The following is a 24,209-nucleotide window of genomic DNA, read 5'->3' on the forward strand; positions in this document are numbered from 1 at the left end:
CCCCGCCCTAAAGGGGGCCTTGCTTGCGCACAAGTAGCCAGGCTGACGACTTTACGCGCAAGCAAGGCTCCCTTTAGGGCGGGGGGCCAGGCCGAGCCAACATTTAAGTTCATGACCAACACTTCCTCAGCCAATAAACTCCGCGAAGACGCCCTGCATTACCACGCCAAGGGCCGTCCCGGAAAGATTGAAATTACCCCCACCAAAGAAACTGAGAATCAGCGCGATCTATCGCTGGCCTATTCGCCAGGAGTGGCCGAACCCTGCCTCGCCATCGCCGATCAGCCCGAACGCGCCTATGATTACACGGCCAAGGGCAACCTCGTGGCGGTCATCTCCAACGGTACCGCCGTGCTCGGTTTGGGCAACATCGGGGCCGTGGCATCCAAGCCGGTGATGGAGGGGAAAAGCCTGCTCTTCAAAATCTACGCCGACATCGACGCCTTCGATATCGAGCTGGATACCACCGATGTCGAGGAGTTTATCCGCACCGTTAAGATCCTGGAACCCACCTTTGGCGGGGTCAATCTGGAGGACATCAAAGCTCCCGAATGCTTCGAGATTGAGCGGCGGCTGCGGGCCGAACTGAACATCCCCGTCATGCACGACGATCAGCACGGCACGGCCATTACCTCTGGCGCGGCCCTGCTGAATGCGCTGGAAATAGCTGATAAACAGATTGATACGATCAAACTGGTGGTGAACGGAGCCGGTGCCGCCGCCACCGCCTGCCTCGATCTCTACGTCGATCTGGGGGTGTTGCCCGACAATATTACCGTGTTTGATAAGGATGGACTGCTGACCAAAGACCGGACGAATCTGGTGGGCAATCAGTATAAATACACCACCGACCGCCACCCGGAGGGCTACACCCTGGCCGACGCCATGGTGGGTGCCGACGTGTTTCTGGGTCTGAGCGTGGGCGGGGTTGTTTCGCAAGACATGATCAGGAGCATGGCCCCCGGCGCTATTGTCTTTGCCATGGCCAACCCCAATCCCGAAATCACCTACGAAGACGCTACCGCCGCCCGCCCCGACATCATCATGGCCACGGGCCGGTCCGACTTCCCGAATCAGGTCAACAACGTGCTCGGTTTTCCCTACATCTTCCGGGGGGCGCTCGACGTGCGGGCTACTGAGATCAACGAGGCCATGAAACTCGCCGCCGTGCGTGCCTTAGCTACGCTGGCTAAACTGCCTGTTCCTGAAGCGGTTAGTCGTAGTTACGGCACCGATGGCCTGGTCTTTGGCCGGACGTATATCCTGCCCAAGCCCACCGACCCACGGCTGTTAACCATTGTGGCCCCTGCCGTTGCCAAAGCCGCGATGGACTCGGGTGTGGCGCGAAAACAGATTACCGACTGGGCCGATTACGACATGCAGCTCTCGCGGCGGCAGGGTCTCGACAATTCGTTTATCCGTCGCCTCACCCGGCAGGCGCAGCAGTCGCCCAAGCGCGTGGTGTTTACCGACGGCGAAAACCTGAGTGTGCTCCGGGCCGTGGCTGAGGTGCGCGAGCAGAAAATGGCCATACCCATTTTGCTCGGCAACCCGCAGACGATCAACAAGATACTCGCCGACCATAATATGAACCTCGGCGATACGCTCATCATCGACCACCGGTCGCCGAAACAGGATAAGGTGCGGGAAAAGTACGCGCAGTTGCTCTACGAAAAACGTAAGCGCAAAGGCCTGACCCTCATTGAGGCCCACAACCTCATGCGCGACCGCAACTATTTCGGCACCGTGCTGCTGGAGATTGGTGAGGCCGACGTGCTCATTTCGGGCCTCACGCGCAACTACCCCCAAACGCTCCGCCCCGCCTTGCAGGTCATTGGTCGGCAGCCGGGCATCCGCAAGGTGTCGGGTATGTACGTGTTGCTGTCGCGGTTTGGGCCGTTGTTTCTCTCGGACACCACGGTGAACATGAACCCCACCACCGACGAGATCGTGGAGATTGCCGAGACTACCGCCCACGCCGTGCGCCGATTGGGCATTGAACCCCGCATTGCGCTGCTCTCATACTCTACGTTCGGCAGCGCCACCGGCGACGATGCCGAGAAGATGCAGGCGGCCACCGCCATTCTCCAGGCCCGCCACCCCGACTGGGTTGTGGACGGTGAAATGCAGGCGCACTTGCCGTTCAATCAGGAGCTTATGCGCGAGTCGTACGCTTTCTCGCCCTTCGCCGAGCAGCCCGCCAACGTCCTTATTTTCCCGAGCCTGGCGGCATCGAACATTGCCTATAACCTGCTGAAAGAGATTGGCCGCATCGAGAAAATCGGCCCCGTGCTCATGGGTATCCGCAAGCCCGTCCACGTCCTCCAGCTAGGCAGCACCGTCCGCGAAATCGTGAACATGGTAGCCATTGCCGTGGCTGATTAGGGGTGGGTTTTGGTGCGGTCTAGTTGCAGCAATCAACTTTCAGCAAAACGCGTTATCATTGTATCAAGCTAAAAAAGAATAGAAGTGGATAAAAAGTTGGAGGAATCACTGAAACTCGATCTCAAGCGAAAGGTGGCACACACGGGTTTGAGGATGTTAGTGTTTTCTAGGGATGGACAAAGCATTGTGTTCCTACCGTCTCTTAACCTAACAGCTTATGGTGATTCGGAGTCAGAAGCTACTGACATGCTACAAATTGTACTCAAAGATTACTTTGATAACTTGTTTGCGTTGACAGAACAGCAGGCGATGCAGGAGCTAAAGCAATATGGCTGGATCCGTAAACCGTTTTTGGCTAAGCAGTTGCGAAATGTACAATTCCTTGACGTAGAGACTATTAAACAGAATTTTGAGCTGCCAGCCGAAACCCAAATTCGGGAGGAGTACATGACGGCATAGATGGGCAAGATTGATTCCGTAACGGTCCGATGTTGGATTGCCTTTCTTGAATTTAAGGGGTGTAGCTATAAATCGACTGAAGCATCTCACGAAAAATGGCGATGCCCAGGTTGTGTCAGATCCATCATCTTCCGGGGCGCTCAAAAAGAAATCCCGTTCTTCCACATTGCTTCTAATCTGAAGTCGATGGGCGTTGATAAAAAAGAGTTTAAGGATTGGCTCGAGAAAAATTGTTGATGGTACAAATCCACAAGCCCGTCCGCGAAATCGTGAACATGGTAGCCATTGCCGTGGCTGATTAGAGCTGGATTTTGGTGGTTTTTTTATCATCCCGACGACAGGAGGTATCTAGTTTCCTAATGCAGAATCTGCCCGAAGGGAGGTAGATCCCTCCTGTCGTCGGGATGACAAAAAATCACCAAAACCCACCCCCTCTCACCGCACCACTACCCGCGTAACGTGCTGTTTGCCAGATGAATCGGTTATCTGGAGAAGGTATACGCCGATGGTTAACCGGGTAGTGGGAATCTGTTTGATGACGCCTGAAAGCGGAGCCATCCTGATGCGCTGACCGCTGGGAGATATCCAGATACCGGTGGCTTCCGGGGCTTGTATCACCACCGAAACGGGTTGCCCCAACTCGACCGGATTTGGGAACACAACCTGTTCGCTGGGTTGGATATTAAACACAGTTTCTTCGTCGGTCAGGATGGTTTCGCCGGTTTGGGTGGTGAGCCTGACGCGGTACCGGGTTGCTCCGCTGCCGGGTGGCTGGTCGGTGAAGGTGTAGGTGGTTTGGGTAGCGGTAGGCGTGATCGTTTGCAGCGGCGTGAAGTCGCTCAGGCCCGTGGCACGTTCCAGCACAAGTGGCCGCAGGTTCCAGGTAGTGCCCAGGTCGAGGTCGAGGCGGACGGTGTCGGTCACGGTTTGGCGGGCCAGCCAGCCGGCTACGTAACAGCCAACGCCCTGCCGCTGGTAGTTGATGGTGAAGCCCGGCTGCGTGGGTTTTCCGGCCAAAATAGGCGAAACAGCCACGTAGAGGCCATCTTTAGGTGTCAGAAACGCTACTGTGTCGGTGATCTGGCGAATTGGTTCCAGATACAACGGTCCCAGCTTATAGAGTTGCCAGGCCGTTACGCCGGGTTGCCGTGCCCAACTCACCGCCGCCCGTTCGGGGCAGTTCAGCAGCACCCGCAGTGACGTAGACTGGACCAGCGCGAAGGTGTCAGAGACGAATGTGCCCACACCCGTTACCAGCCGTACCCGCGCCCGTTGGCTTCGGTTGGGGGTTGTCCACCACACAAGTTGATCGGCCAACGCGATGTCTTCGGCCACGGGTTGCCAGGTGGTGTCGCCCACGGTTTGCGCTGATAGAGTGCCCCGAACGGTTTTGTCGCCGCGCCACCGCCACCGAATGGGTTGCGCCTCGCCAGTGGTAAGCACCGCCCCAGCCGTGGGGCTTGCCCAAGTCAGCACCGAGTCGATGGCGTAGGCGACGGCGTAGGGCTGCGGTCCGTCGGGCAGGGCCATACCTACCACCCGTACCCGATACACGCCCGGCACCGGCTGTTGCACCGACACTTGTTCTACGTTGTTCACGCGGTCGGTGCCGCGCCGGGCGGGCAACCGCACCGAGTCGGGATGCAACGCCGCCGACAACACCCAGGGCCGGATGGGGGCGGCACCAGCGGGCGGGTCGAGCAGCAAGTCGAGGTTTTGGCGCAGGGTGGGCGTGGCGGCGGGGGTATCGTGCCAGGCTAGTGCCACTGTGAGCCGGGCTATGTTGGGCGGCACCACCAGCGTAAACGACTGCGTGGCTCCACTGCCAACGCTGCCCGTTTGGTACTGTTTGTTGGCCGCTACCGTCACGGCTCCCAGCGCGTCGAAGTTGCCAAAGCCAGCTTCGTGGTCCGGTCCGGGTAGGCCTATGTCCTCGCAACCGGCTATCAGACAGGCTTTTACCCACGCTGACGAAGGCAACTGCCCCTGCTGATCGCGGTAGGTTTGTTGCAACAACGCCGCCACGCCCGACACCAGCGCTGCCGATTCGGACGTGCCGTTGTCGCCGTAGGCCACCAGTTCGGGTTTAATGCGCCCGTCGATGGTTGGGCCGCGTGAACTGCGGGCTTCCAGCACCCCCCGGCTGCTGATGCCGCCCACCACGAGCGTGTTTTTGGCTTGTTTGAATTCGCCCGTTAAGGTCATAAACGGCCCCGGCAATGGCCCGCCCGTGGGTGTTTCGGCCCCGCTATTACCCGACGAAAACACATGCAGCAACGTGGGTTGCTGGGCTACCTGATCGTCATAGGCGCGGGCGTCGCGGCCATAAAAACGCTCAATGGCCACGCCGTAGGAATGATTCTGGATCGACACACCCAGCCGCCGTAGTTCGGGCAGGGTGTCAGGCGCAAGGCGGTCGTAGGAAGCCGACACCAGCCGCACCCCCCGCGCCACCCCCCGGCTGCTGGGAGCCGTGTTGCCCGCGCCTGCCAGCAGGGTTGCCATGGTAGAGGCATGGTCGGAAAACGATTTAGCCAGTGGCGTAATGACCAGCCGTCCCCGAAAATCGATGTCGGCGGTATCGAAAGGCTGTTCTTTCACCGACACCACCAGGCCCGCGCCGGTAAGGGCAGGATAGCGCAGCCGCACCGCCTGAAGCCCATGCTGGCTGAAATCATAATTGCCAAGGGCTTTGCGGGCCTGTCTGTCTTGCGCCCAAACAGGAACCAACCCACCGCCAAGCCACAGACAAACCAGTAACCGTACTACATACAAACGCCGCATACTTGTAAAAATAGAACGTTTTCTGTTTTCTGTTTACTGTCTTCTGTTACTTCGTGCCCAACTGGCCCTCAGCCAAGCACGAAGCCGGATCGCCGGACCGAACAGAAGACAGCAAACAGTAAACGTTTTTTTGATGAATGAGAAAAAGGCCAGCCCAATCTGGCAGGGACTAGTTTTTGCCATGCTGTGGGCGTCGGCGTCGGCGGCTACGAAATTCGGGGTGCTGTCGGTGGCCCCGCTGGTGCTGGCGCAGGTGCGATTTATGCTGGCGGGGGTGGGTATGCTGGGTTTCGCTTACCTGGTGCAACGGAGTAACCCCATGCCTAACCGCACCGAATTTGGCCGACTTACCCTGTTTGCCCTGCTGAACACCACCATCTACCTGGGCGGCTTTGTACTGGCACTCAAACAGGTGTCGGCAGGTATCGGGAGCTTGTCAACAGCTACTAACCCCTTGTTTATCAGCTTGATGTCGGCCGTTTGGCTGCGCCGGAAGCTACGCTGGCAGGAGGGAGCGGGGATTGTGCTGGGTTTGCTGGGCGTGGTGGTGGCTACGATTCCGCTGCTCGAAGATGCCCACGCCACAGTGCAGGGGCTACTTATTCTGCTGGGTAGCATGGTGTCGGTATCGGCCGCTACGGTCTACTACGCCCGCTTCGAGTGGCGACTGCCGCCGCTGGTGATCAACGGCTGGCAGGTGTTTATTGGTGGCCTGCTACTACTGCCCTTCACGCTGCTCACCACCGATTTCACCGCGCAGCACTACGACATCCGGTTTTGGGCGTCGGTGGGCTGGCTCATCATTCCGGTGTCGGTGGTGGCGTTGCAACTGTGGTTCCGGCTGGTGCGGGCCGATGCCGTCCGGGCGTCGCTGTGGCTGTTTCTATGCCCTATTTTTGGCTTTGCCTACTCGGCCATCCTCCTCGGCGAACCCATCACCTGGTACACAGTAGTCGGCACCGCGCTGGTCATTGGGGGATTGGGGCTGGGGAGAAAGTGAGTTTTGAGTTTGCTGTTTGCTACGCCGACTGGCGAAGCAACCGCGACGGCGGACCGTTTAGAAGTTAGGCATTGAACGTTAAACTCATTGCTTCACAATCGTCATTTCCACCCTGCGGTTAAGCTGGCGGCGGCGTTCGTCGTTGTTGGTAGCCACGGGGCGGGTGCCGCCGTAGCCGCGCGTCTGGATGCGGTTGGCGGCGATGCCCTTCCCAACCAGGTAGGCCTTTACGGTTTCGGCGCGTTGCCGCGACAGGGTCACGTTCTGGTCGAAATCGCCCTGGTTATCGGTATGCCCGGCCAGCTCGATCACGATGCCAGGGTTTTGCGACATAAATACCAGCACCCGGTCAAGGTCTGACTTGGCTTCGGGCAGCATCTCGGCGGTGCTTTGGTTGAACTGAATGGCGCGTAGCTCAACGGGGCGGTCAGTTATGGTAAGCGGGGGTTTGGGCGGCGTCACCACGGGTGGCTTCGTGGCGGGCGCAGCGGCCACTTTGGGTGGGGTAGGGGTGGGTGCTTCCGCCGTTTTTATTGGCCCCGACGCCACGCCCGTTGGTGGAGGAATAATAGCCCTGGTCAGCAAAATAATCTTGCCAAAACGGCTCGTTGCACGTCCTTCGGTGTAGTCGATCCGTTCTTCCGTAGGTATGTATCCCTTTGCCTGCGTCACCACCCTCGACTGTTCACGCGGGTTCAGCTCGATCCGGAAGCTACCATCCTGCGCCGCAAATTTCGACTGAACGTTGCGGCCTTTTTCGTCGTAAGCCATGATGGTGGCGCCGCCGATGGGCTGGCGCGTGGCAGCGTCGAGGATCAGCCCGTCGAGCGAGGCCTTGCCGGGGGGCGGCGTTTTGGCTACTGGTCTGGACTGACTAACGGCTGGCCGGGCAATAGACAAAAACAGGCCAATGAGGAGGCACCATGGGAATCTATTCATACAAAAAAAGCAACGATAAAGCTGGCCGCAAAAGTACGCCGAACCACCCGATAAATCAGCTTTCGGGCCGCTGGCGCATGGCCTGAAAAGAGGCCTGAAAATAGTCGAAAAATAGTTTGTAATACATTGATAATCAAAAAGTTGAATATGAGTCCGGATGGCGCGAAAATGAACGTGTAGAATGCCTCTTTTGTTAGTAGAGTATGAGAGAAATAACCAACGTGTCGATGACTACCATGCCCATGCAGGCTCCTGTTCAGCCCGCACAGCCGGTGGACGAAACCTGGCGGAAGTCTATCCCTGCGCAGGTGTTTTTGAATCACTTTTTTGCGATGGATTACCACATCCAGCATCAGAACGATCTGTTCGATCTGGTCAAGTTTCCCATCTTCCGCCAGTTTGGTGGCCTTGGTGCTGCCGATAACAAGGCGCTGGAAAAGCTGCTCCTCAACAGCTGGAGTGCTGAGTACGCGCTGCGCATTACGCCCGTTGTCAATGATGAGCAGTACCTCCAAAGCTCGTTGCATTGGACCTTCCCGCAGGCTTATTACAGCTGCCTGTTCAGCGCCCGTGCGTTTCTGGCTGTGCAGGGCATCAACGTCAGCAATGAAGAGCTGATTCGTAAGCGGATCGGCAACATGGTGGTGCGTGGGCATTACCCTGCCTCGGTGGGTTACTACGCGCTCGGTCCCATCAACAGCTACCGCATTCAGCGCCTGCCCATGGCCAAGCGCATTGCCGACTCGGGCCGGGATCTGCTCTTGCCTTCGCGCCATTCATCGGCGCAGATTGAGGTGGCGCAGTTCCTGAAAACCACCCGCGACCAGCGGATCAAGGCACTGCGCAATGCCGTGCAGAAGAACCCCAAAACGGCGCTACGGTCGGCCCGTACGGGCGAGATCTTGCAGAAGTTTGGCCCGGAGCAGTACAAGCAGTTGGCCAAGCAGATTGGCTATACCACCTATTTCGATATGCTCAGCCGCCTTCGCATCTCATCGACCAACCGCGAGATCGAACGGTTCGTCGATTCGGAGGTCGACGTGCGGTTGTTCCACCAGAGCCTGGTCAATATTGTCTCACATGTGAACTCGGTGCATGAAGCCTACGTGGCCAAGGCGCTGGGGATAGACGCCTACCGTCAGTTGATTGCCAAATTACCTACCTACTTACAGGAGAGCTTTGTGCGCGAACGCCTCAATACCGTCATTGAGCCGATGCTGGCCGCCGCCCAGGCGTAATGCTCCTCTTTTTATATAGCAAAACCCCGCTGTGCTCTACACGGCGGGGTTTTTGTGTTTTAGTAAGGCCTTGTAAGAAATAGTAAATTTGGTGATCGTATTCTATAAATTATAGTAAATTCGTAGAATACGATCACCAAATTTACTATTTTATGATTGGAAGGCTTCTGGAGGCCCAGTTACAACAGCGCTGGGACTCAGGCAAAGCACTGGTGGTAATGGGGCCACGTCAGGTAGGAAAGACAACGCTACTCACAAAACTCTGTCAGGAAGCCGGGGCTTTTCAGCTGCTCAACGCCGATGAAGCCGATGTGCGCAATCAGCTCGAAAACGCCAGCCTGCCCAGGCTTCGGCAACTTATTGGCAATAGCCAGACCCTGTTCATCGACGAGGCGCAACGGGTTCGTAATATCGGCTTGACGTTGAAGTTAATTACCGACCAGTTGCCGCAGGTACGGTTGCTGGTTAGCGGCTCGTCGTCGCTTGATTTGGCTAACGAAATCAACGAGCCGCTGACAGGGCGAAAATTCGAGTTTCGGCTGTACCCAATTGCCTGGAAAGAACTGGTCGACAGTCTAGGTTTCATGGAAGCGCATCGTCAGTTAGAAACTCGGTTGTTATACGGTTTCTACCCCGACGTGGTCACGCACCTTGGTGATGAACGGGCCATCCTGCAACAACTTAGCGGGAGCTATCTGTACAAAGACATTTTGACGTTTGGCGGCATCCGTCGGCCCGAACTGCTGGATAAACTGCTCGTTGCGCTGGCGTTGCAGGTAGGTGCGGAGGTGTCATACAATGAACTGGCCCGTACCCTCCAAATCGACCGAGCCACCGTCGAAAGCTACATCAGCTTGCTGGAAAAGGCATTTATTGTATTTCGCCTTCAGCCGTTCAGCCGTAACCTTCGCCATGAGATCAGCAGTAGCCGAAAGATTTATTTCTACGATAACGGCATTCGCAACGCTATTCTGGCCGATTTCAAACCGTTGAGCCTCCGTGCCGATGTAGGGGCCTTATGGGAAAATTTTCTGGTCAGCGAACGGCAGAAAGTGCTTCATTATACCGGGCAGTGGGCACGGTCATACTTCTGGCGTACCCATCAACAACAGGAAATCGATTACCTGGAAGAACAGGATGGGGCTGTGTGTGCCTGGGAGTTTAAGTGGAACCCGAAAGCCAAAGCCCGTTTTCCAAAGCCATTTCTGGAAACGTATACGCCTACCCAAACACTGGTAATCCATCGCGATAATTTCGATGAATTTGTAGGGGCTTAGCCAGATTAGACAGGCTGGTAGCTTACCGCAGCGTAAACCCATCTAGGGCAACTTCCTGGCTGCCGTCGCTGTTAGTTTTGATGCTGTAGCGGGTGGGATAGTAGCCGGGCTTTTCGTACTTGGCGGGTAGCTTGATGGCTTTTTCCATGCTCGGCGACGTTTTCAAATAGCTCAGCGCCACCATCTGCTCCCAGAACGTGACCTTGCCATCGTACGAACCATACACGAACGTCTCGGTAAAAGGCTGCCCCTTAAATTCCGGGCTTGTCACATCCGACCAGTGAGCGCCCATGCCGGGTACGCCACCGGGGCCTTTCACAAAATCAGCGTGCAGGAAGGTGGCGGCGGGTAGCTTGTCGAACTTGGTAGGGGCCTGCGGATAAGGCGGGATGGCCATTACCTCGGCCATAGGCTGAATGTAAAAGTGAAAATCGAAGTGAGGCACCGTATAGATTTTGTCTGGTTCGTGGCCCTGCGGATTCCAGTTAATCATAATGTGCTGGAAGGGCGTTTTGGTGGTTGCCTCAGTAGGCAGGGCCAGCATAAAATCGGTGCCGGGCATGGTAGCAGGCAGGTTGTCGAAGGCCGTTTTTGTTAGCGTAAACCCAATGGATAACGGGTTGCCCTGTGCATCGAGCGATGCCCAGGAGGTAGCTGTGCCGGCGCCCATGTTTACGGGTGTACCATAGACGCGTTTTGGTGGAGTACCACTGTCGATAGAAGAGCAACCACAGAGCAGCAAAGTGGCTAGGAGAGAGCTGAGGAGGTATTTCATGAGGTGGTTTGATTAAGACTTTTATCAGAAAGCCGCTAATCTCCACCTTTTTGTTATACACCCCAATGAAGCGTATTTACTTAATTAGTAAGCGGTTGTTGTAGTAATAATACGGTAGTATATACCACCCCTTACCCGCTAACTGCCGCCCTATTTTCGTTCGAGTATAGCCAGTCCCACTCCCGAATCGGCGGCACCGTAGTAGACCAGCCAGCTTCCGTCTGGTTGCGCTACCCAGCCGTTGCTGAAGACTACATTGGGGAAAAAGCCTTCACGCTCCCAACTCAGCTCGGGCGTAAGCAAGGGCGCGGCCGACCGGTCGAGCAGTTGGCCGGGGTTGTTCTGGTCAAGCAGGGCCAGAGCCAGGGCGTATTCGTGGGTTTGGCTGGCACCGTGGTAGAGCAGCAGCCAGCCGTCGTCGGTCAGCACGGGTTCGGGACCGGCCCCTATTTTCTGAAATTCCCACGCTTCGCCCAGCGCACCGAACACAAACCGGTGGTTGCCCCAGTGCACGCCATCGTCCGACTCGCAAATCCAGACCGACGGCTTGCCAATGTCTGATACCATAGGCCGATGAAGCATCATCAGCTTGCCGTTTACACGCTGCGGAAACAGGCAGGCATCCTTGTTGGGCGGTGGCAGCACCATGCCCACACGTTCCACGTGCACAAAATCGGTGGTCTTGGCCAGCCCCACGCCCGGTCCATTTTCTGACACCGCCGTGTAAGTGATCCAGTACGTATCGTCGATTTTGGTGATCCGAGCATCTTCTACCCCAAACGACTCGTCGGGGCGGGCGGGGAACAGGAACGGCTGCGGGTCGATGATGAAATGTACGCCATCATAGCTGCGGGCCAGGCGCAAATGGCTAAGCGACGTGAGGTACGTTTGTCCGTCAATGGTCAATACGCGGGGGTCATACGGCTCAGCCGGTTCGGGAAAGCGCTTCACCATTAGTTCGGCCTCACCCGTTTTGGGGTCGAACTGCACAATGGGCACGGCAATGGTGTTGGGCTGATCGGGGTCGGGCAGGGGTGCTTCGGCCACGCGCAGTAGCAGGATTATCTCATTGCCAAAGCGGCAGGCGGCGGGGTTAAATGCTCCCAAGACCGCAAAGCCTGGTTCCGACGGGGTCACGTCGGCCGTAACCAAGATAGGCTGATCGTTATGGCGGCGCAGGGTGTAGTTTTTCATAGGGAGGAAGGGGAGAAAGGGGGAGGGGAGGAAAGGAATAAGGGAGAAAAGCAAGCTAACGTATCAGCAGATAGAGCGTGTCAGCATTCCCCTTCCTCTTTTTCTCCTCTCCTCCTTTCCTCCTTTTTTTGTTCCATTGGCTCAATTCAGCAATTTATTCATTAACCAACGGCCCGTCTGGATGTTATTTGGGCGGAACATAATCCCAACAACCAACATGGCTTACACACACGACCTACTAGAGGAAGATCAGGACGACACACTGATGATGGCCCCCGACCGTGGCGGTGCCGAATTTGGCGATGAAGGCTCAGGTGCCACCAGCGGCTACGGCGACCTCACCGAAGACGACCTGGCCGAAGATGACGACATCGGCGACGACGTGCTGGAAACCGACCCGGATGATGACCTGATGGGCGACGACCTGGACGATGACGACGATATTTAACCAGACGATGATGCAACCAGCACCTTCAACACCCCGGCAGGACGATGGCACCGCCCCCGATAGTGACACCCAATCGTCGGCCGACTCAGCTCAGGGTGAGCGTAATAACCCGGAAATAAACGAAGAGAAAACCGGAAGCCGGGTTAATGAACCAGCAGAAGGAGAGGCGTGACAGTATAGAGTAAAGATCAGTATGCAGTATGCAGTGAGCTTACACTAGAGAAATGTGCTATAGTAAACTCACGGCATACTGATCTTTACTGCCTACTGTCACGCCTCCACTCAACGTCTAAAAACTCCATGATACAATCAAATTGGAATAAAATCCATAGACTTACAATTTATAGTCTATCTGTATCTCTTCTGCTGGGTTCCTGCAACAAACCGGACAACATGGCGCCTGAACAGCCAATGCTGGGACAGTATGAGATTGCAGACATTCGTTATTTTCTGGATGCCGGAGATCGGATAGACACCGTAGCTGTGCAATTGAAGGGACTAAGTTTGCAGAACCCAGACAACATCTTGTCTAACCAGCAGATTGAGGCCAGCTTCGATGAGCTGGTTAAAACGTCGGCATTCACCGTAGATCAGGCAAATGCATTGCCCCAAGAGGTAACGCTAAGCCAGCTAGAGGTGAAAGTGCCCGCATATGGCTACAGCAATGGTTCGTTCAACTATACAACTCAATTGTTTGCCCTAAGCCCCGTCCAGCAACAGAAACCTTACGAAGGCTACAAAAAGCAACGTCAAACGATTCGGGTTCCGGCTAAGTCCAGGATAGACATCAGCCGCCAAATCGACGCATATAAGCTTAACTGTTCTTTTCAGGCTATGCTGCTAAACAAAACAACGGGCCAGCGCTACCCACTGAGTGGCAAATGGACAGGCTTGTTAGCCTACAACAATCTATCTACCACCCTGAATCAATCCCCGCTACAGTAGCTTGCATACTGCATACTAATCTTCACTGCATACTGTTAATCAGGTGCACCAGTGGGTCGTGGAGCTTAACCCAGGCCAAGCGGGCGGCTACGATGATGAATACCACACCCGTGACGCGATTGAAAATCAAGGCTACGCGGGGTGTGAAAAAACGCTTCAGCTTATGAGCATAGATGGCCAGTGCCGACTCGGCGGTAGCTACCCCCACAAGAGCCAACACCATAAACACAACCTGCTGCGTGGTGTCGTAATTCAATGAGTGCCGCAAAATACCTGCAATGGTCACCCACGATACGAAGTTGATGGGGTTTAGGGCGTTGAGCAGAAAGCCCGTGGTGAAATAGTAGGCATAATTGCCGAATTTGGTTTTGGGATAGGCCACGCGGGGCGTTCCCTTGATGATGTTGACCAACCCGAGTACCACCAGAAAAACTACCCCCACAAACGCCAAAATAGGCTCCAGCTCTTTGGAATGGGGAATCATCGACGTACCCAGTAACGCAAACGTGACGTAGATACTGTCGCCGAGAACCACGCCGAGAGTAATAATCAGTCCGGCTTTGTAGCCATTGTCAACACTATTCTGAATCAGCGAAAAAAAGACGGTGCCGAACGTGAGACAGAGGCCAACGCCCGTCAGGAAACCATAAAGAATGGGAAGAATCATGCGTTGAAGTAGTGTGGCAGCGTCGAACCGTTTGTTCGACTACCTTGAACAAACAAACGCCCAAACAGACAAACAGTTTTCAGATCCCCCGCAACCGGGCTACCAGTAGTAGGCCCGCCATGCTGATGGCGTCGGTAATGCGGCCGTCTATCACCATCTGTACGGCTTCGGCCAGAGTTACTTTCATCAGGGCCAGATCTTCGGTTTCTTCTGGGGCATCGGGGCCGGGCGTCAGGTCTTCGGCAATGTAGATAAATCCTTCTTCGTCGGTGGCCGAGTTAGAGGTGTGAATGCGGGCCACTTTGGTCCAGCGGGCGGCCACGAAACCTGTTTCTTCCTGCAACTCGCGCTGCGCCGACGCCAGCAGGTCGGTACCCAGGGGTGAGCCGCCTTCGGGGATTTCCCACGAGTATTCTTCCAGTGTATACCGGTATTGTCCCACCAGGTAAGTATAGCCGTCGGCGTCGATGGGTATTACCCCAACGGCTTTATTTTTAAAACTAACCACCCCGTAGATACCGTTAGTACCGGTGGGCGTAATCACATTTTCGTGCCTGACGGTGAGCCAGTTATTCTCGTACTTAACGGCCGAATCGAGCGTTTGCCAGGGGTTTTCCGTTGTGTTCATGGCCCGAAAATACGAACGTTTTGGCCCGTAAGCCGTACCTTTAGTCTAAGTATGACGCTATTGAATCAACCAAAAACGCGCTGGATGGCCCTCTCTCTGGGGGTGAGTATTGTCCTGCTGATCCTGAAATTCACCGCGTTTGCCCTCACCAACTCCACCGCCATCCTAACCGACGCGCTGGAGTCTATCGTCAACGTCATTGCGTCGGCCTTTGCACTCTACAGCCTCTATCTGGCGGGCCTCCCGCGTGACCAGAACCACCCCTACGGCCACGGCAAAGTAGAGTACCTGTCGTCGGGGTTCGAGGGGGCGCTAATCCTGTCGGCGGGGCTGGTCATTATCTACGAGGCGGTGATGAGCTTTCTGGAACCCCACCCACTGAGCGATCTGGGCTGGGGCGTGGGGCTGGTAGCATTTACCACGGCGGCCAACGCCTTGCTGGGTTACGCGCTGGTGCGGCAGGGCAAAAAAACGGATTCAGCCGCCCTTGCTGCCGACGGCCATCATTTGCTCATCGACAGCGTGAGTAGTATTGTGGTGGTGGTGGGCGTGGGCTTGGTTATCCTCACCGGCTGGCTCTGGCTCGACCGGGCGCTGGCCCTGGTGCTGGCCCTGTTTATCATCTACAACGGCTGGTCGCTGGTGCGACAGTCAGTAGGCCGCCTGCTCGACGAGACCGACGCCCCCACCATCGACCGGGTAGTGACCGTGCTCAACACCGACCGCCAGCCTAATTGGATCGACGTGCACAACCTGCGAGTGCAGAAATACGGCGCCGACCTCCACATCGACTGCCACCTCACCTTACCATACTATTGGGACCTGGCCAAAACCCACGAAGAGGTGCATCGGTTCGAAGAAACGCTACAAACGGGTTTCGCCTCCGAAGTCGAAATCTTTGTCCACGCCGACCCCTGCCTTCAGGAGTGCTGCCACTACTGCCGCGTAGCCAACTGCCCCGTCCGCGCCCACGAGTTCGTCAAAGACGTAATCTGGACCGCTGAGAACCTCCCCCTGAATCAGAAGCATTTTGTGCCGGTGGTGGGGGAATGAAGGATAAAAAGAGGAAGGGAAGGAAGGAAGAAAGGGTGGCTGACGCGTCAGTATTCTGGCGTCAGCCACCCTTTCTTCCTTCCTTCCCTTCCTCCTTTTCTCCTTTTTTTCTTGACATATTCGCGGAAAAAATTGTACCTTTCGCCTGTATCAAGTTGTTGCCGGGGCTACTCGCACTGCCACCAAGCTGATACTCAGGTTGTATTCTGAACTGGAAAGGTGGGTTGCGCTACAACCCGCCTTTTTTTATGCCCCGAAATGAGGCCATTGACTCCTTTTCAGAACATAGAGCAGGCGGCTGTCTGGTGAGAAAAACGGCCCCTTCATCTTACAGCTGTATGAACACAAATCGACGCTTGTTTATCAAAACTGCCTCGGCCATTGCGGCGGGAGTGGCATTACCTGCCTGGGCTTCGGCTACCGTGGCCAAACCCTCTTTCGAAATATCGCTGGCCGAATGGTCATTGCACAAGGCGCTCTTTAGCAAAAAAATCACCAACCTCGATTTTCCGGGCATAGCTAAGAAAGAGTTTGGCATCAGTATTGTCGAATACGTGAACCAGTTTTTCAAAGATAAAGCCCAAGACAAAGCCTATCTGGACGAACTGCTCATGCGCTGCCGCGACAACGGCGTGAGCAATCACCTCATCATGATTGATGGTGAAGGTCCCCTGGCCGACCTCGACGCTACCCGCCGGAATCAGGCCATTGAGAATCATAAAAAATGGATCGAATGCGCCAAAACCCTGGGCTGCAAGACCATCCGGGTCAATGCGCAGGGCAGCGGTAATGCCGAAAACGTGGCTAAAGCAGCCGTGGAAGGCCTGGGCAAACTGGGCGAAATTGGTAAGGCGTCGGGTATCAACGTAATCGTGGAAAACCACGGCGGCGTTACCTCAAACGGTGCCTGGCTGGCGGGGGTAATCAAGCAGGTGGATATGAAAAACGTAGGTACGCTGCCCGATTTCGGCAATTTCTGCATCAAGCGCGTTGCCGGGCAGTTCACCTGCGAAGAGTCGTACGACCGCTACAAGGGCGTGCAGGAACTCATCCCCTACGCCAAAGGTCTGTCGGCCAAGACCTACGATTTCGACGAGCAAGGCAACTGTGTCGAGACTGATTACGTCAAAATCATGAAGATCATCAAAGACGCCAAATTCAAAGGCATCATCGGCATCGAATACGAAGGCGACAAAGTAGACGAATACACCGGCATCCGCAAAACAAAGGAACTGCTGGAGCGGGTGGGGTAAAAACTAGTGGTGAGTGGTAAACGATGAGTGGTGAGTTTGCTGACGCGTCTTTACTTGCGTCAGCAAACTCACCACTCATCGTTTACCACTCACCACTAGTTAACTACGCTTTCTCGCAGAACTCTTCCAGGGCCATTTCCAGGTGCTGGGCAATCATCTGGGCTGAGCGGCCTTCGATGTGGTGCCGCTCGATGAAGTGGACCAGTTCGCCGTCTTTAAAGATGCCAATGGCGGGCGACGATGGGGGGTAGGGGAGCAAATACTCGCGCATCTTCTCGGTGGCGTCGAGGTCGGCACCGGCGAAAACGGTGTAGAGGTGATCGGGCTTCACGTCGGTGAGTGAGAGCGCGGCTTTCACACCGGGGCGGGCAGCACCGGCGGCGCAACCACATACCGAGTTCACCACAACCAGGGCGGTGCCTTCGGCGTTGGCCATGGCGGCGTCAACGGCATCGGCGGTTGTCAATTCCTGGAACCCCACGCTGGTGAGGTCTTCCCGCATGGGGGCAACTAAATGAGGAGGATACATATTGATTTACGATGTATGATTTACGAATTACGATTTCTGACTTCAGAGAGATGTTAGAATTACGCTTACAACCTACAAATCGTAAATCGTACCTCGTAATTCGTAAATCCCTACATAAAACCAAGTTCAAGTTTGGCTACTTCTGACATCATGTCGGAGGTATAGGGTGGGTCGAAGGTGAGTTCCACGCTGACGTCGTTGACGCCGGGCACGTCGCGCACCTTTTGCTCAATCTCGCCGGGAATTTCACCTGCCGACGGGCAGGAGGGCGAAGTAAGGGTCATAAGCACATAGACGTTATTGACGGGGAAGATCTTGATGTCGTAGATTAGGCCCAGCTCATACACATCTACGGGAATTTCGGGGTCGTAGACACTCTTAAGGGCCATAATGACCTGCTCTTTCAATTCCGCTTCGTTCAGGATAGTGGCAGTCATAGGGCGTTTTCTTTAGCAAATGATTTCATACGCTGAATCATGGAGGCCATCCCCCCGGCGCGGCGCGAGGTAACCAGGTTGCTTAGGCCAATGCGGTCAATGAAGTACAAATTGGCATTGGCTACTTCATCTGGTTTTTGGTCCGACAGCACCCGGATAAGCAAGCTGACCAAGCCCCGGCTGATCTGCGCGGTGGGTTCGGCATCAGCTTCAAAATGCACAGCATCAGCCTTTAGTTCACTGTTCAGCCACACCTTCGACTGGCAACCGGGAATCAGGTTCGCGTCTACGTGCAGATGCTCGGGCAACGGCGGCAGTTTCTTACCCAGGTCGATGATGTACTGCGTTTTATCCAACTGATCGTCGAAGAGGTCAAACTCCTCAATGATTTCGTCTTGTTTCTCGTTAATGGTCATTATTCAAATTTTACCGAGTGGCTGTAGCATGGAGCGTACAGTTACTATCGTTACTGTGTCGTTCTGAAATGTATAGACTAGCCGATATTGCCCGGCAACTACTTCCCGTATAAAAGACACATTGAATTCGGGTACGATTCGTCCCATTTCTGGAAAAGCCAGCAACTGCTTTAACTTCTTGTCGACTTCATCAGCCCAACTATCAGCATATTTAACACTTCCCTCCTATAAATAACCGTACACATCGCGAGCTGATTCTTTCGCTTTGTCTTCCTAAACCAGTGTCACTTGCGCCATGAACGAATCTCAAGCATAGCCTGCTCATGCGGAGTTATGTGGCCTAAAGAAGCTTGCTCAATACCACTTGCCACGCTCTGCATAAACAGAATGTGCTCAATCAAAGCATCAGCAGAGACCTTTTCGGGTAATTCCCTAATACTATTAAGCACTTGAGCTTTGTCTAAAAGCGTTTCGGTGGCTACGTGAGCTGACATGTTTAGGGGAGTTTAAAGGTTAGTTACGCCATCATAGTTTTCACGCGCTGAAGACCTTTAACGAGGCGGTCGATTTCGTCGGTTGTGTTGTAAACGGAAAACGAAGCCCGCGTGGTTCCGGCAATACCCAGGCGGCGCATCAGCGGCTGGCAACAGTGGTGACCCGTCCGTACGGCAATGCCCTGCTGATCCAGAATCACGCCCGTGTCTTCGTGGTGAATGCCATCCAGCACAAACGAAATCACGCTCACTTTCTCCTTTGCCTGCCCGATAACGCGCAGGCCGTCAATACTTTGCAGCGCGTCGGTAGCGTAGGCAAGCAACTCATGTTCGTGGGCGGCGATATTGTCTTTGCCCAACGTGTTGACGTATTCGAGCGCGTTGCGCACGGCAATCACGTCGGCAATGTTGGGCGTACCGGCCTCGAACTTGTAGGGAATGTCGTTGTAGGTCGTTCGCTCGAACGTCACCTCCTTGATCATTTCGCCGCCGCCGCGCCAGGGGGGCATGGTTTCGAGCAACGCCCGCTTGCCATAGAGCACACCCATGCCCGTGGGGCCGAAGAGCTTGTGGGCCGAGAAGACATAGAAATCACAATCCAGTGCCTGCACGTCGATCTCGATATGCGTGGTGGCCTGCGCTCCGTCGATGAGCACCACCGCCCCCACGGCATGGGCCTTGTCGATAAGGTATTTGACCGGGTTGATGGTACCGAGCGCGTTGGATACATGCACAACAGACACGATTTTGGTGCGTTCGGTCAGCAGCTTTTCGTACTCGTCGAGCAGCAGTTCGCCCTCGTCGTTGATCGGGATCACTTTCAGCACACAGCCACGCTCTTCGCAGAGCATCTGCCAGGGCACGATGTTGGAATGGTGCTCCATGGTCGAGATCAGGATCTCGTCGCCTGGCCCCAGGTACGTCCGGCCATAGGTCTTGGCCACCAGGTTGATAGCGTCGGTGGTGCCGTAGGTGAAGATGATTTCTTCGGCTTCGCAGGCACCCAAAAACGACTGGATAGCCTTCCGTGAGGCCTCAAACGCCGACGTAGCCCGCTCAGCCAGGGCGTGGATGCCCCGGTGGATGTTGGCGTTGTCATGTTCATAGTAACGGGTGAGGGCATCAAGCACGGCGCGGGGCTTTTGCGTGGTGGCCGCGTTGTCAAAATATACCAGTGGGCGCCCGTTGACAAGCTGATCTAAAACCGGGAAATCGGCCCGAATTTGGGCAATATCGAGGGGTACGTGCGTGGCAGTCTGCATACAAAGAGAACAGTAAATTGGGCCGAAAAAGTTGGCTTCGTGGTGAAGAATGCACGCTGGTTAACTCGCTTGGCAGATGACACTCACTGGTTGGACGTAACCCATTTTTAGCATCTTTACTTCGTTTTGCAGAGCGGAGGCTTCATACGGGCACATAAACAAGAAAAAAGACGAATGAAAATAAATACATCTATTTCGTGCTGCTTTCTGATCCTGGGCTTTTTTCTGATGTCAGCACGCCCAATCAGACACAGGTTAGCTCCCGATAAGCCAAGAGCCTACTGGATGAAAGGAAAGTATGGGTTAATGGTGCATTGGCTGGCACCTGGTCCGCCGTCGCGAAAAGGTGCGCACGTAGATGACTTGAACAAGGCGACTACCAATTTTGATATAGATGGATTTATGGCTGATTTTGACAAGACGGGCGCTGACTGGCTTATTTTCACCATGGGTCAGAATACCGGTTTTTATGCAAGCCCCAATGCAGTAATCGATTCGCTGGCAGGATCTGGTCACACCCCCCGTCGCGATTTAGCGCTCGATATTGCTAAGGCTGTGAAAAAACGGGGTAAACAATTCATTGCTTATCTGCCCTGTGAAGTAAGAGCAAATAAAGCAATGCACCAGGGTTTCGGCTGGAATACACAACCGGGAACTGATCAGGCAGAATTTCAGAAAAAATACCTCAAAGCAATTCGTGAATGGGCCATTAAGTTCGGCCCTAATCTTGACGGTTGGTGGTTCGATGGCTGTTATACCTGGGATGCCTTTCCTAATAAATACATGCAGTGGGAAGACTGGTATGCAGCAAGTCGGGCTGGAAACAAGAATGCCGTAATCACCTTTAATGATGGTAGTTTTTGTGCCAACAGTACTAAGCCAATAATCAATTCGCAGGATTATTTGAGTGGTGAAGTCGAAGTATTAATCGATGGAAAAATTAGGCTTGGAAGGAAAGCAAAGGCAGACGGAATAAGTCTGTTTATGCCTAAAGGGGCTTATGTAGATGGCACTCAATGCCTTTATCATGCACTGTTACCTATTGATGCCTGCTGGGAGCATGGTACTCCCTGGGATCCTTCGCAGAAGGTTCCGTTTACCCCGGTCATGCCGAAAGCGCAGGATGAAATGGAGACGCCGGTCTACACCGATAAAGAGTTAATCAAATTCGTTGCCAATTTTACAAAAGTAGGTGGCGCCGTTACGCTTAATGCTGGTATTTTTCAGGAGGGGCGTCTAGGGCCAAAAACCATAAAGCAATTGAAAATACTTAGAGAATCTCTTAAAAAAGAACAAAGCGAAGGTGTTCGCTGAGGCCGTAATAATTTTTGAAGCTGTTGACAAATTCCGAAGGGGAGTAAGGCGCGTTGAATGTACGCGTATCCCTGTTTAACGAGGTGTGATCGTTGGCTATAGCGGCCTGCCCAAACCAGTCGATTACATGGTCTTCTACGCCCGGAGCATCAGGCTGATAAATCCCTCAAAGATGGTCTGATTACCAGTTTGCTACAGTTTCCAACAGGGCTCTTAAAGTAGCATTTTAGTACCGGCTACCGACCGTTTCTTTTGGTAAAGCGATGTCAATAAGTTCCAGATCCGCTTGAGTTAAGACCACGTTATAGGCGCCTAAATTTTCTTCAAGACGATGGATTTTTCTTGTGCCAGGTATTGCCGTTATTTCATTATTCTGACTCAGAATCCAGGCTAATGCGATTTGTGCTTTAGTAGCCCCTTTTGCTTCTGCTAATTGGCCAATAACGTCTACAAACTGAACGTTTTTTTCAATGGCTTCATCTGTAAACCGTGGGTTATTTAGCCTAAAATCGCCGGCTTCAAAATCGGAACGACTTTTAATTGAACCAGTTAAAAAACCCCTACCCAGAGGACTATAAGAAACAAAAGTAATGCCGAGTTCTTTGCAAACGTCAAAAACCTCTTTTTCAGGTTCACGACTCCACAAAGAATATTCTGTTTGAATCGCGGTTATAGGATGCACTTTGTGCGCTCTACGTATCGTTTCAGCATTAACTTCTGACAGGCCGATATACTTTACTTTGCCGTCTTTCACCAAATCTGACATTGCACCAACTATTACCTCAATGTCTACTTTAGGATCTTGACGGTGCATATAATATAAATCAATTGATTCTGTCCCCAAGTTTAATAGACTTTGTTCGCAGGCTTTTTTAATATACTCGGGTTGCCCATTAAGCCCAAGCCACTCGCCATTTGGGCCTCTCATTACGGCAAATTTTGTAGCCAATACCACGTCATCCCACCTATTTTTAAAGGCTTTACCAATGAGTTTTTCATTTGCACCGCTAGCATACATATCGGCAGTGTCGAAAAAATTAACGCCTAAGTCAATGGCCTTATGTAACGTGCTGATGGATTCTGTGTCATCAGAAGAGCCATAAAACTCTGACATACCCATACAGCCCAGGCCAATTCGGTTCACATCAAGTGTACTGTTTCCTAAAGTTGTTGAATTCTTCATCTATCTGCCTTTAAGTTGAGATATAAAGGTCAGCCGTCCTGTAGTTAGGCTGATTGTAAATTTCAATCCAATGGTTGTAAAATTCAATCAACTACAGTACTTCAAAAGTGAAAGGATTATAGAATTTTTTAAAGAGTTGTCTACTGCCGATGTTGGCTATTCTGGTAGAATTCAGGTAATCATACGATTACACTATCAAATTGCGCTTGAATTAAATAGGTTAAGGTCAATGGTTACTATACAATTATTAATAAACAAAAGAATAATGCGGGTATCATCGGTATTGTTAACAACACTAAACATTAAAACAATCAGAAACGATCATTCTGTTGTACTCCGCTTGTTAGCATGACAAACAAAGCCCAGCCCATGCTAACACTTCACATCACAGCTAACTAGCGCTTTGTCAATCTGAAAAATTTGTGAAACCGAATGGTTGCGCGTATATTTGCAACCGATTGGTTTCACATGCACAAGTTCAGACAGTATGAGACGAGACGTTTTTCAAGCTATTGCCGACCCCACAAGGCGGGCCATTGTGCTGTTGCTGGCGGCAAACGCCATGACGCCAAATGCCCTTGCCGAACATTTTGGCAGCAGCCGACAGGCCGTTTCCAAACACATACACATCCTGCTTGACTGCGACCTGCTGACTCAGGAGCAACGAGGCCGGGAGATTCATTACCAGATAAACGCCCGGAAACTGGATGAAGTGGAAAAGTGGATTGGGCAATTCAAGTCTCAATTAACCAAGCAGTTTGCTCAATTAGATGATGTTCTCGAACAGTTAAAAACAACCAACCAATGAACACAATTTCTGCCATGAATTTCGTCGTAGACAAAGAAAACAAGACGGTCAAGGTCGACCGGTCGTTCAACGCGCCGCTCGATCTGGTTTGGGCCGCCTGGACCCAACCCGCGCTATTGGACCAGTGGTGGGCACCCAAACCCTGGCGAGCCGAAACAAAATTCATGAATTTTGAAGTTGGCGGACGGCGATTTTACGCTATGGTAAGTCCGGAAGGACAGGCCCATTGGTCAATTCAGACGTTTACGTCGATCAGCCCCCAAAGCAATTTCAAGATGTTAAACGCTTTCGCCGACAAAGACGAAAACCCCGAATTGCCGGGGTCCGAATGGGATTTGCGTTTCAGCGAACAGGATGGCATCACAAACGTTAGTATTACCATCTACAACGAATCGCTTGCCCGCTTCGAGCAGATGCTTGAGATGGGCTTCCAGGGCGGCTTCACCATGGGCCTCGCCAACTTGGATGAGTTGCTGAAAAACCTGTGAAGAGTGGATGGGAAACCAGCACAAAGGGCTACTACGGCTTCGTAGCAGCCTTTTGTGTTAATGAGATTACCCGAAACTACATGGCCAGTTTTTCGCGGATGATGCCTTCGAGGTACTCGCGGATGGGCTGGATTTTGATGTGGCCCACCACTTCTTCGGCGAAGGCGTAGAGCAGCAGCGTCCGGGCGGCATCTTTGGGAATCCCGCGCGATTGCAGGTAGAATAGGGCCTCC

General features: G+C 53.6%; 26 protein-coding genes and 1 pseudogene. 13 read left to right on the top strand and 14 right to left on the bottom strand.

Annotated features, from left to right (window positions below):
* Positions 1–111: 111 nt before the first annotated feature.
* Both J2I48_RS04095 and J2I48_RS04100 read left to right on the top strand, forming a co-directional pair.
* Entirely contained in the window at positions 112–2,385 is a 2,274-nt protein-coding gene (locus tag J2I48_RS04095) for an NADP-dependent malic enzyme (protein WP_207334119.1), read from the top strand.
* Positions 2,386–2,469: 84 nt separating this feature from the next.
* Entirely contained in the window at positions 2,470–2,844 is a 375-nt protein-coding gene (locus J2I48_RS04100; protein WP_207334120.1) for a hypothetical protein, read from the top strand.
* A 435-nt stretch (positions 2,845–3,279) separates the two neighbouring features.
* Here the strand turns inward: J2I48_RS04100 and J2I48_RS04105 are convergent, their stop codons facing one another.
* Positions 3,280–5,628 carry a S8 family peptidase gene (locus J2I48_RS04105; protein ID WP_207334121.1) on the bottom strand — a complete coding sequence of 783 codons (2,349 nt, stop codon included), beginning with the start codon at positions 5,626–5,628 and terminating at the stop codon, positions 3,280–3,282.
* Between the two features lie 133 nt (positions 5,629–5,761).
* On the opposite strand from J2I48_RS04105, the gene J2I48_RS04110 reads away from it, so the two are divergent.
* Complete coding sequence (locus J2I48_RS04110) at positions 5,762–6,628, top strand: DMT family transporter (protein WP_207334122.1); 867 nt, start codon at positions 5,762–5,764, stop codon at positions 6,626–6,628.
* A gap of 84 nt (positions 6,629–6,712) precedes the next feature.
* Here J2I48_RS04110 and J2I48_RS04115 read toward each other — a convergent pair whose 3' ends face one another.
* The gene (locus tag J2I48_RS04115) at positions 6,713–7,567 is read right to left on the bottom strand and encodes an OmpA family protein (RefSeq protein WP_207334123.1); all 855 of its coding nucleotides are present in this window, start codon (positions 7,565–7,567) and stop codon (positions 6,713–6,715) included.
* A 203-nt stretch (positions 7,568–7,770) separates the two neighbouring features.
* Between J2I48_RS04115 and J2I48_RS04120 the strand changes: the two genes are divergently transcribed.
* Positions 7,771–8,805, top strand: coding sequence for a hypothetical protein (locus J2I48_RS04120; protein ID WP_207334124.1), 1,035 nt, complete (start codon positions 7,771–7,773; stop codon positions 8,803–8,805).
* 152 nt (positions 8,806–8,957) lie between these two features.
* Complete coding sequence (locus J2I48_RS04125) at positions 8,958–10,082, top strand: ATP-binding protein (protein ID WP_207334125.1); 1,125 nt, start codon at positions 8,958–8,960, stop codon at positions 10,080–10,082.
* A 22-nt stretch (positions 10,083–10,104) separates the two neighbouring features.
* On the opposite strand, the gene J2I48_RS04130 is transcribed toward J2I48_RS04125, so the two are convergent.
* A complete protein-coding gene (locus tag J2I48_RS04130; RefSeq protein WP_207334126.1) occupies positions 10,105–10,857 on the bottom strand; it encodes a DUF5602 domain-containing protein in 753 nt (250 codons plus the stop codon).
* Positions 10,858–11,007: 150 nt separating this feature from the next.
* Positions 11,008–12,051 carry a glycoside hydrolase family 130 protein gene (locus J2I48_RS04135; protein ID WP_207334127.1) on the bottom strand — a complete coding sequence of 348 codons (1,044 nt, stop codon included), beginning with the start codon at positions 12,049–12,051 and terminating at the stop codon, positions 11,008–11,010.
* A 217-nt stretch (positions 12,052–12,268) separates the two neighbouring features.
* Here J2I48_RS04135 and J2I48_RS04140 point away from each other — a divergent pair, with 217 nt between their 5' ends.
* From J2I48_RS04140 to J2I48_RS04150, 3 genes are all read left to right on the top strand, one after another.
* Positions 12,269–12,499: an adhesin gene (locus J2I48_RS04140; protein WP_207334128.1), complete on the top strand. Its 231-nt coding sequence runs from the start codon at positions 12,269–12,271 to the stop codon at positions 12,497–12,499.
* The gene (locus tag J2I48_RS04145) at positions 12,483–12,671 is read left to right on the top strand and encodes a hypothetical protein (protein WP_207334129.1); all 189 of its coding nucleotides are present in this window, start codon (positions 12,483–12,485) and stop codon (positions 12,669–12,671) included. Before J2I48_RS04140 ends, J2I48_RS04145 begins: the two co-directional genes overlap by 17 nt.
* 221 nt (positions 12,672–12,892) lie before the next feature.
* Complete coding sequence (locus tag J2I48_RS04150) at positions 12,893–13,444, top strand: hypothetical protein (RefSeq protein WP_207334130.1); 552 nt, start codon at positions 12,893–12,895, stop codon at positions 13,442–13,444.
* A 22-nt stretch (positions 13,445–13,466) separates the two neighbouring features.
* Here J2I48_RS04150 and J2I48_RS04155 read toward each other — a convergent pair whose 3' ends face one another.
* Both J2I48_RS04155 and J2I48_RS04160 read right to left on the bottom strand, forming a co-directional pair.
* A complete protein-coding gene (locus J2I48_RS04155; protein ID WP_207334131.1) occupies positions 13,467–14,111 on the bottom strand; it encodes a LysE family translocator in 645 nt (214 codons plus the stop codon).
* A 79-nt stretch (positions 14,112–14,190) separates the two neighbouring features.
* The gene (locus J2I48_RS04160) at positions 14,191–14,739 is read right to left on the bottom strand and encodes an NUDIX domain-containing protein (RefSeq protein ID WP_207334132.1); all 549 of its coding nucleotides are present in this window, start codon (positions 14,737–14,739) and stop codon (positions 14,191–14,193) included.
* 51 nt (positions 14,740–14,790) lie between these two features.
* On the opposite strand from J2I48_RS04160, the gene J2I48_RS04165 reads away from it, so the two are divergent.
* Complete coding sequence (locus J2I48_RS04165) at positions 14,791–15,792, top strand: cation diffusion facilitator family transporter (protein WP_207334133.1); 1,002 nt, start codon at positions 14,791–14,793, stop codon at positions 15,790–15,792.
* A 338-nt stretch (positions 15,793–16,130) separates the two neighbouring features.
* Positions 16,131–17,045, top strand: coding sequence for a TIM barrel protein (locus J2I48_RS04170; RefSeq protein WP_207334134.1), 915 nt, complete (start codon positions 16,131–16,133; stop codon positions 17,043–17,045).
* A gap of 103 nt (positions 17,046–17,148) precedes the next feature.
* Here J2I48_RS04170 and J2I48_RS04175 read toward each other — a convergent pair whose 3' ends face one another.
* From J2I48_RS04175 to J2I48_RS04200, 6 genes and pseudogenes are all read right to left on the bottom strand, one after another.
* A complete protein-coding gene (locus J2I48_RS04175) occupies positions 17,149–17,574 on the bottom strand; it encodes a BrxA/BrxB family bacilliredoxin (RefSeq protein WP_207334135.1) in 426 nt (141 codons plus the stop codon).
* A 110-nt stretch (positions 17,575–17,684) separates the two neighbouring features.
* Entirely contained in the window at positions 17,685–17,996 is a 312-nt protein-coding gene (locus J2I48_RS04180) for an SUF system Fe-S cluster assembly protein (protein WP_207334154.1), read from the bottom strand.
* Between the two features lie 11 nt (positions 17,997–18,007).
* The gene (locus J2I48_RS04185; RefSeq protein ID WP_207334136.1) at positions 18,008–18,427 is read right to left on the bottom strand and encodes a SufE family protein; all 420 of its coding nucleotides are present in this window, start codon (positions 18,425–18,427) and stop codon (positions 18,008–18,010) included.
* Positions 18,428–18,430: 3 nt separating this feature from the next.
* Positions 18,431–18,622: pseudogene (locus J2I48_RS28625) on the bottom strand (type II toxin-antitoxin system RelE/ParE family toxin); the annotation flags it as partial.
* 89 nt (positions 18,623–18,711) lie between these two features.
* Positions 18,712–18,921, bottom strand: coding sequence for a hypothetical protein (locus J2I48_RS04195; RefSeq protein WP_207334137.1), 210 nt, complete (start codon positions 18,919–18,921; stop codon positions 18,712–18,714).
* 23 nt (positions 18,922–18,944) lie between these two features.
* Positions 18,945–20,183: a cysteine desulfurase gene (locus tag J2I48_RS04200; protein ID WP_207334138.1), complete on the bottom strand. Its 1,239-nt coding sequence runs from the start codon at positions 20,181–20,183 to the stop codon at positions 18,945–18,947.
* 174 nt (positions 20,184–20,357) lie between these two features.
* Between J2I48_RS04200 and J2I48_RS04205 the strand changes: the two genes are divergently transcribed.
* A complete protein-coding gene (locus J2I48_RS04205; RefSeq protein ID WP_207334139.1) occupies positions 20,358–21,497 on the top strand; it encodes an alpha-L-fucosidase in 1,140 nt (379 codons plus the stop codon).
* Positions 21,498–21,723: 226 nt separating this feature from the next.
* On the opposite strand, the gene J2I48_RS04210 is transcribed toward J2I48_RS04205, so the two are convergent.
* Positions 21,724–22,680: an aldo/keto reductase gene (locus J2I48_RS04210; RefSeq protein WP_207334140.1), complete on the bottom strand. Its 957-nt coding sequence runs from the start codon at positions 22,678–22,680 to the stop codon at positions 21,724–21,726.
* A gap of 487 nt (positions 22,681–23,167) precedes the next feature.
* On the opposite strand from J2I48_RS04210, the gene J2I48_RS04215 reads away from it, so the two are divergent.
* Both J2I48_RS04215 and J2I48_RS04220 read left to right on the top strand, forming a co-directional pair.
* Entirely contained in the window at positions 23,168–23,488 is a 321-nt protein-coding gene (locus J2I48_RS04215; RefSeq protein WP_207334141.1) for an ArsR/SmtB family transcription factor, read from the top strand.
* Positions 23,485–23,976 (top strand): SRPBCC family protein, encoded by a 492-nt coding sequence (locus J2I48_RS04220; RefSeq protein ID WP_229375779.1) that lies wholly within the window; start codon positions 23,485–23,487, stop codon positions 23,974–23,976. Before J2I48_RS04215 ends, J2I48_RS04220 begins: the two co-directional genes overlap by 4 nt.
* 76 nt (positions 23,977–24,052) lie before the next feature.
* Here J2I48_RS04220 and J2I48_RS04225 read toward each other — a convergent pair.
* Positions 24,053–24,209: SufD family Fe-S cluster assembly protein (locus J2I48_RS04225; protein WP_207334157.1), on the bottom strand; the 157-nt coding region annotated here is incomplete at its 5' end.

It is taken from the genome of Fibrella aquatilis (genome assembly GCF_017353255.1).
Taxonomy (GTDB): Bacteria; Bacteroidota; Bacteroidia; order Cytophagales; family Spirosomataceae; genus Fibrella; species Fibrella aquatilis.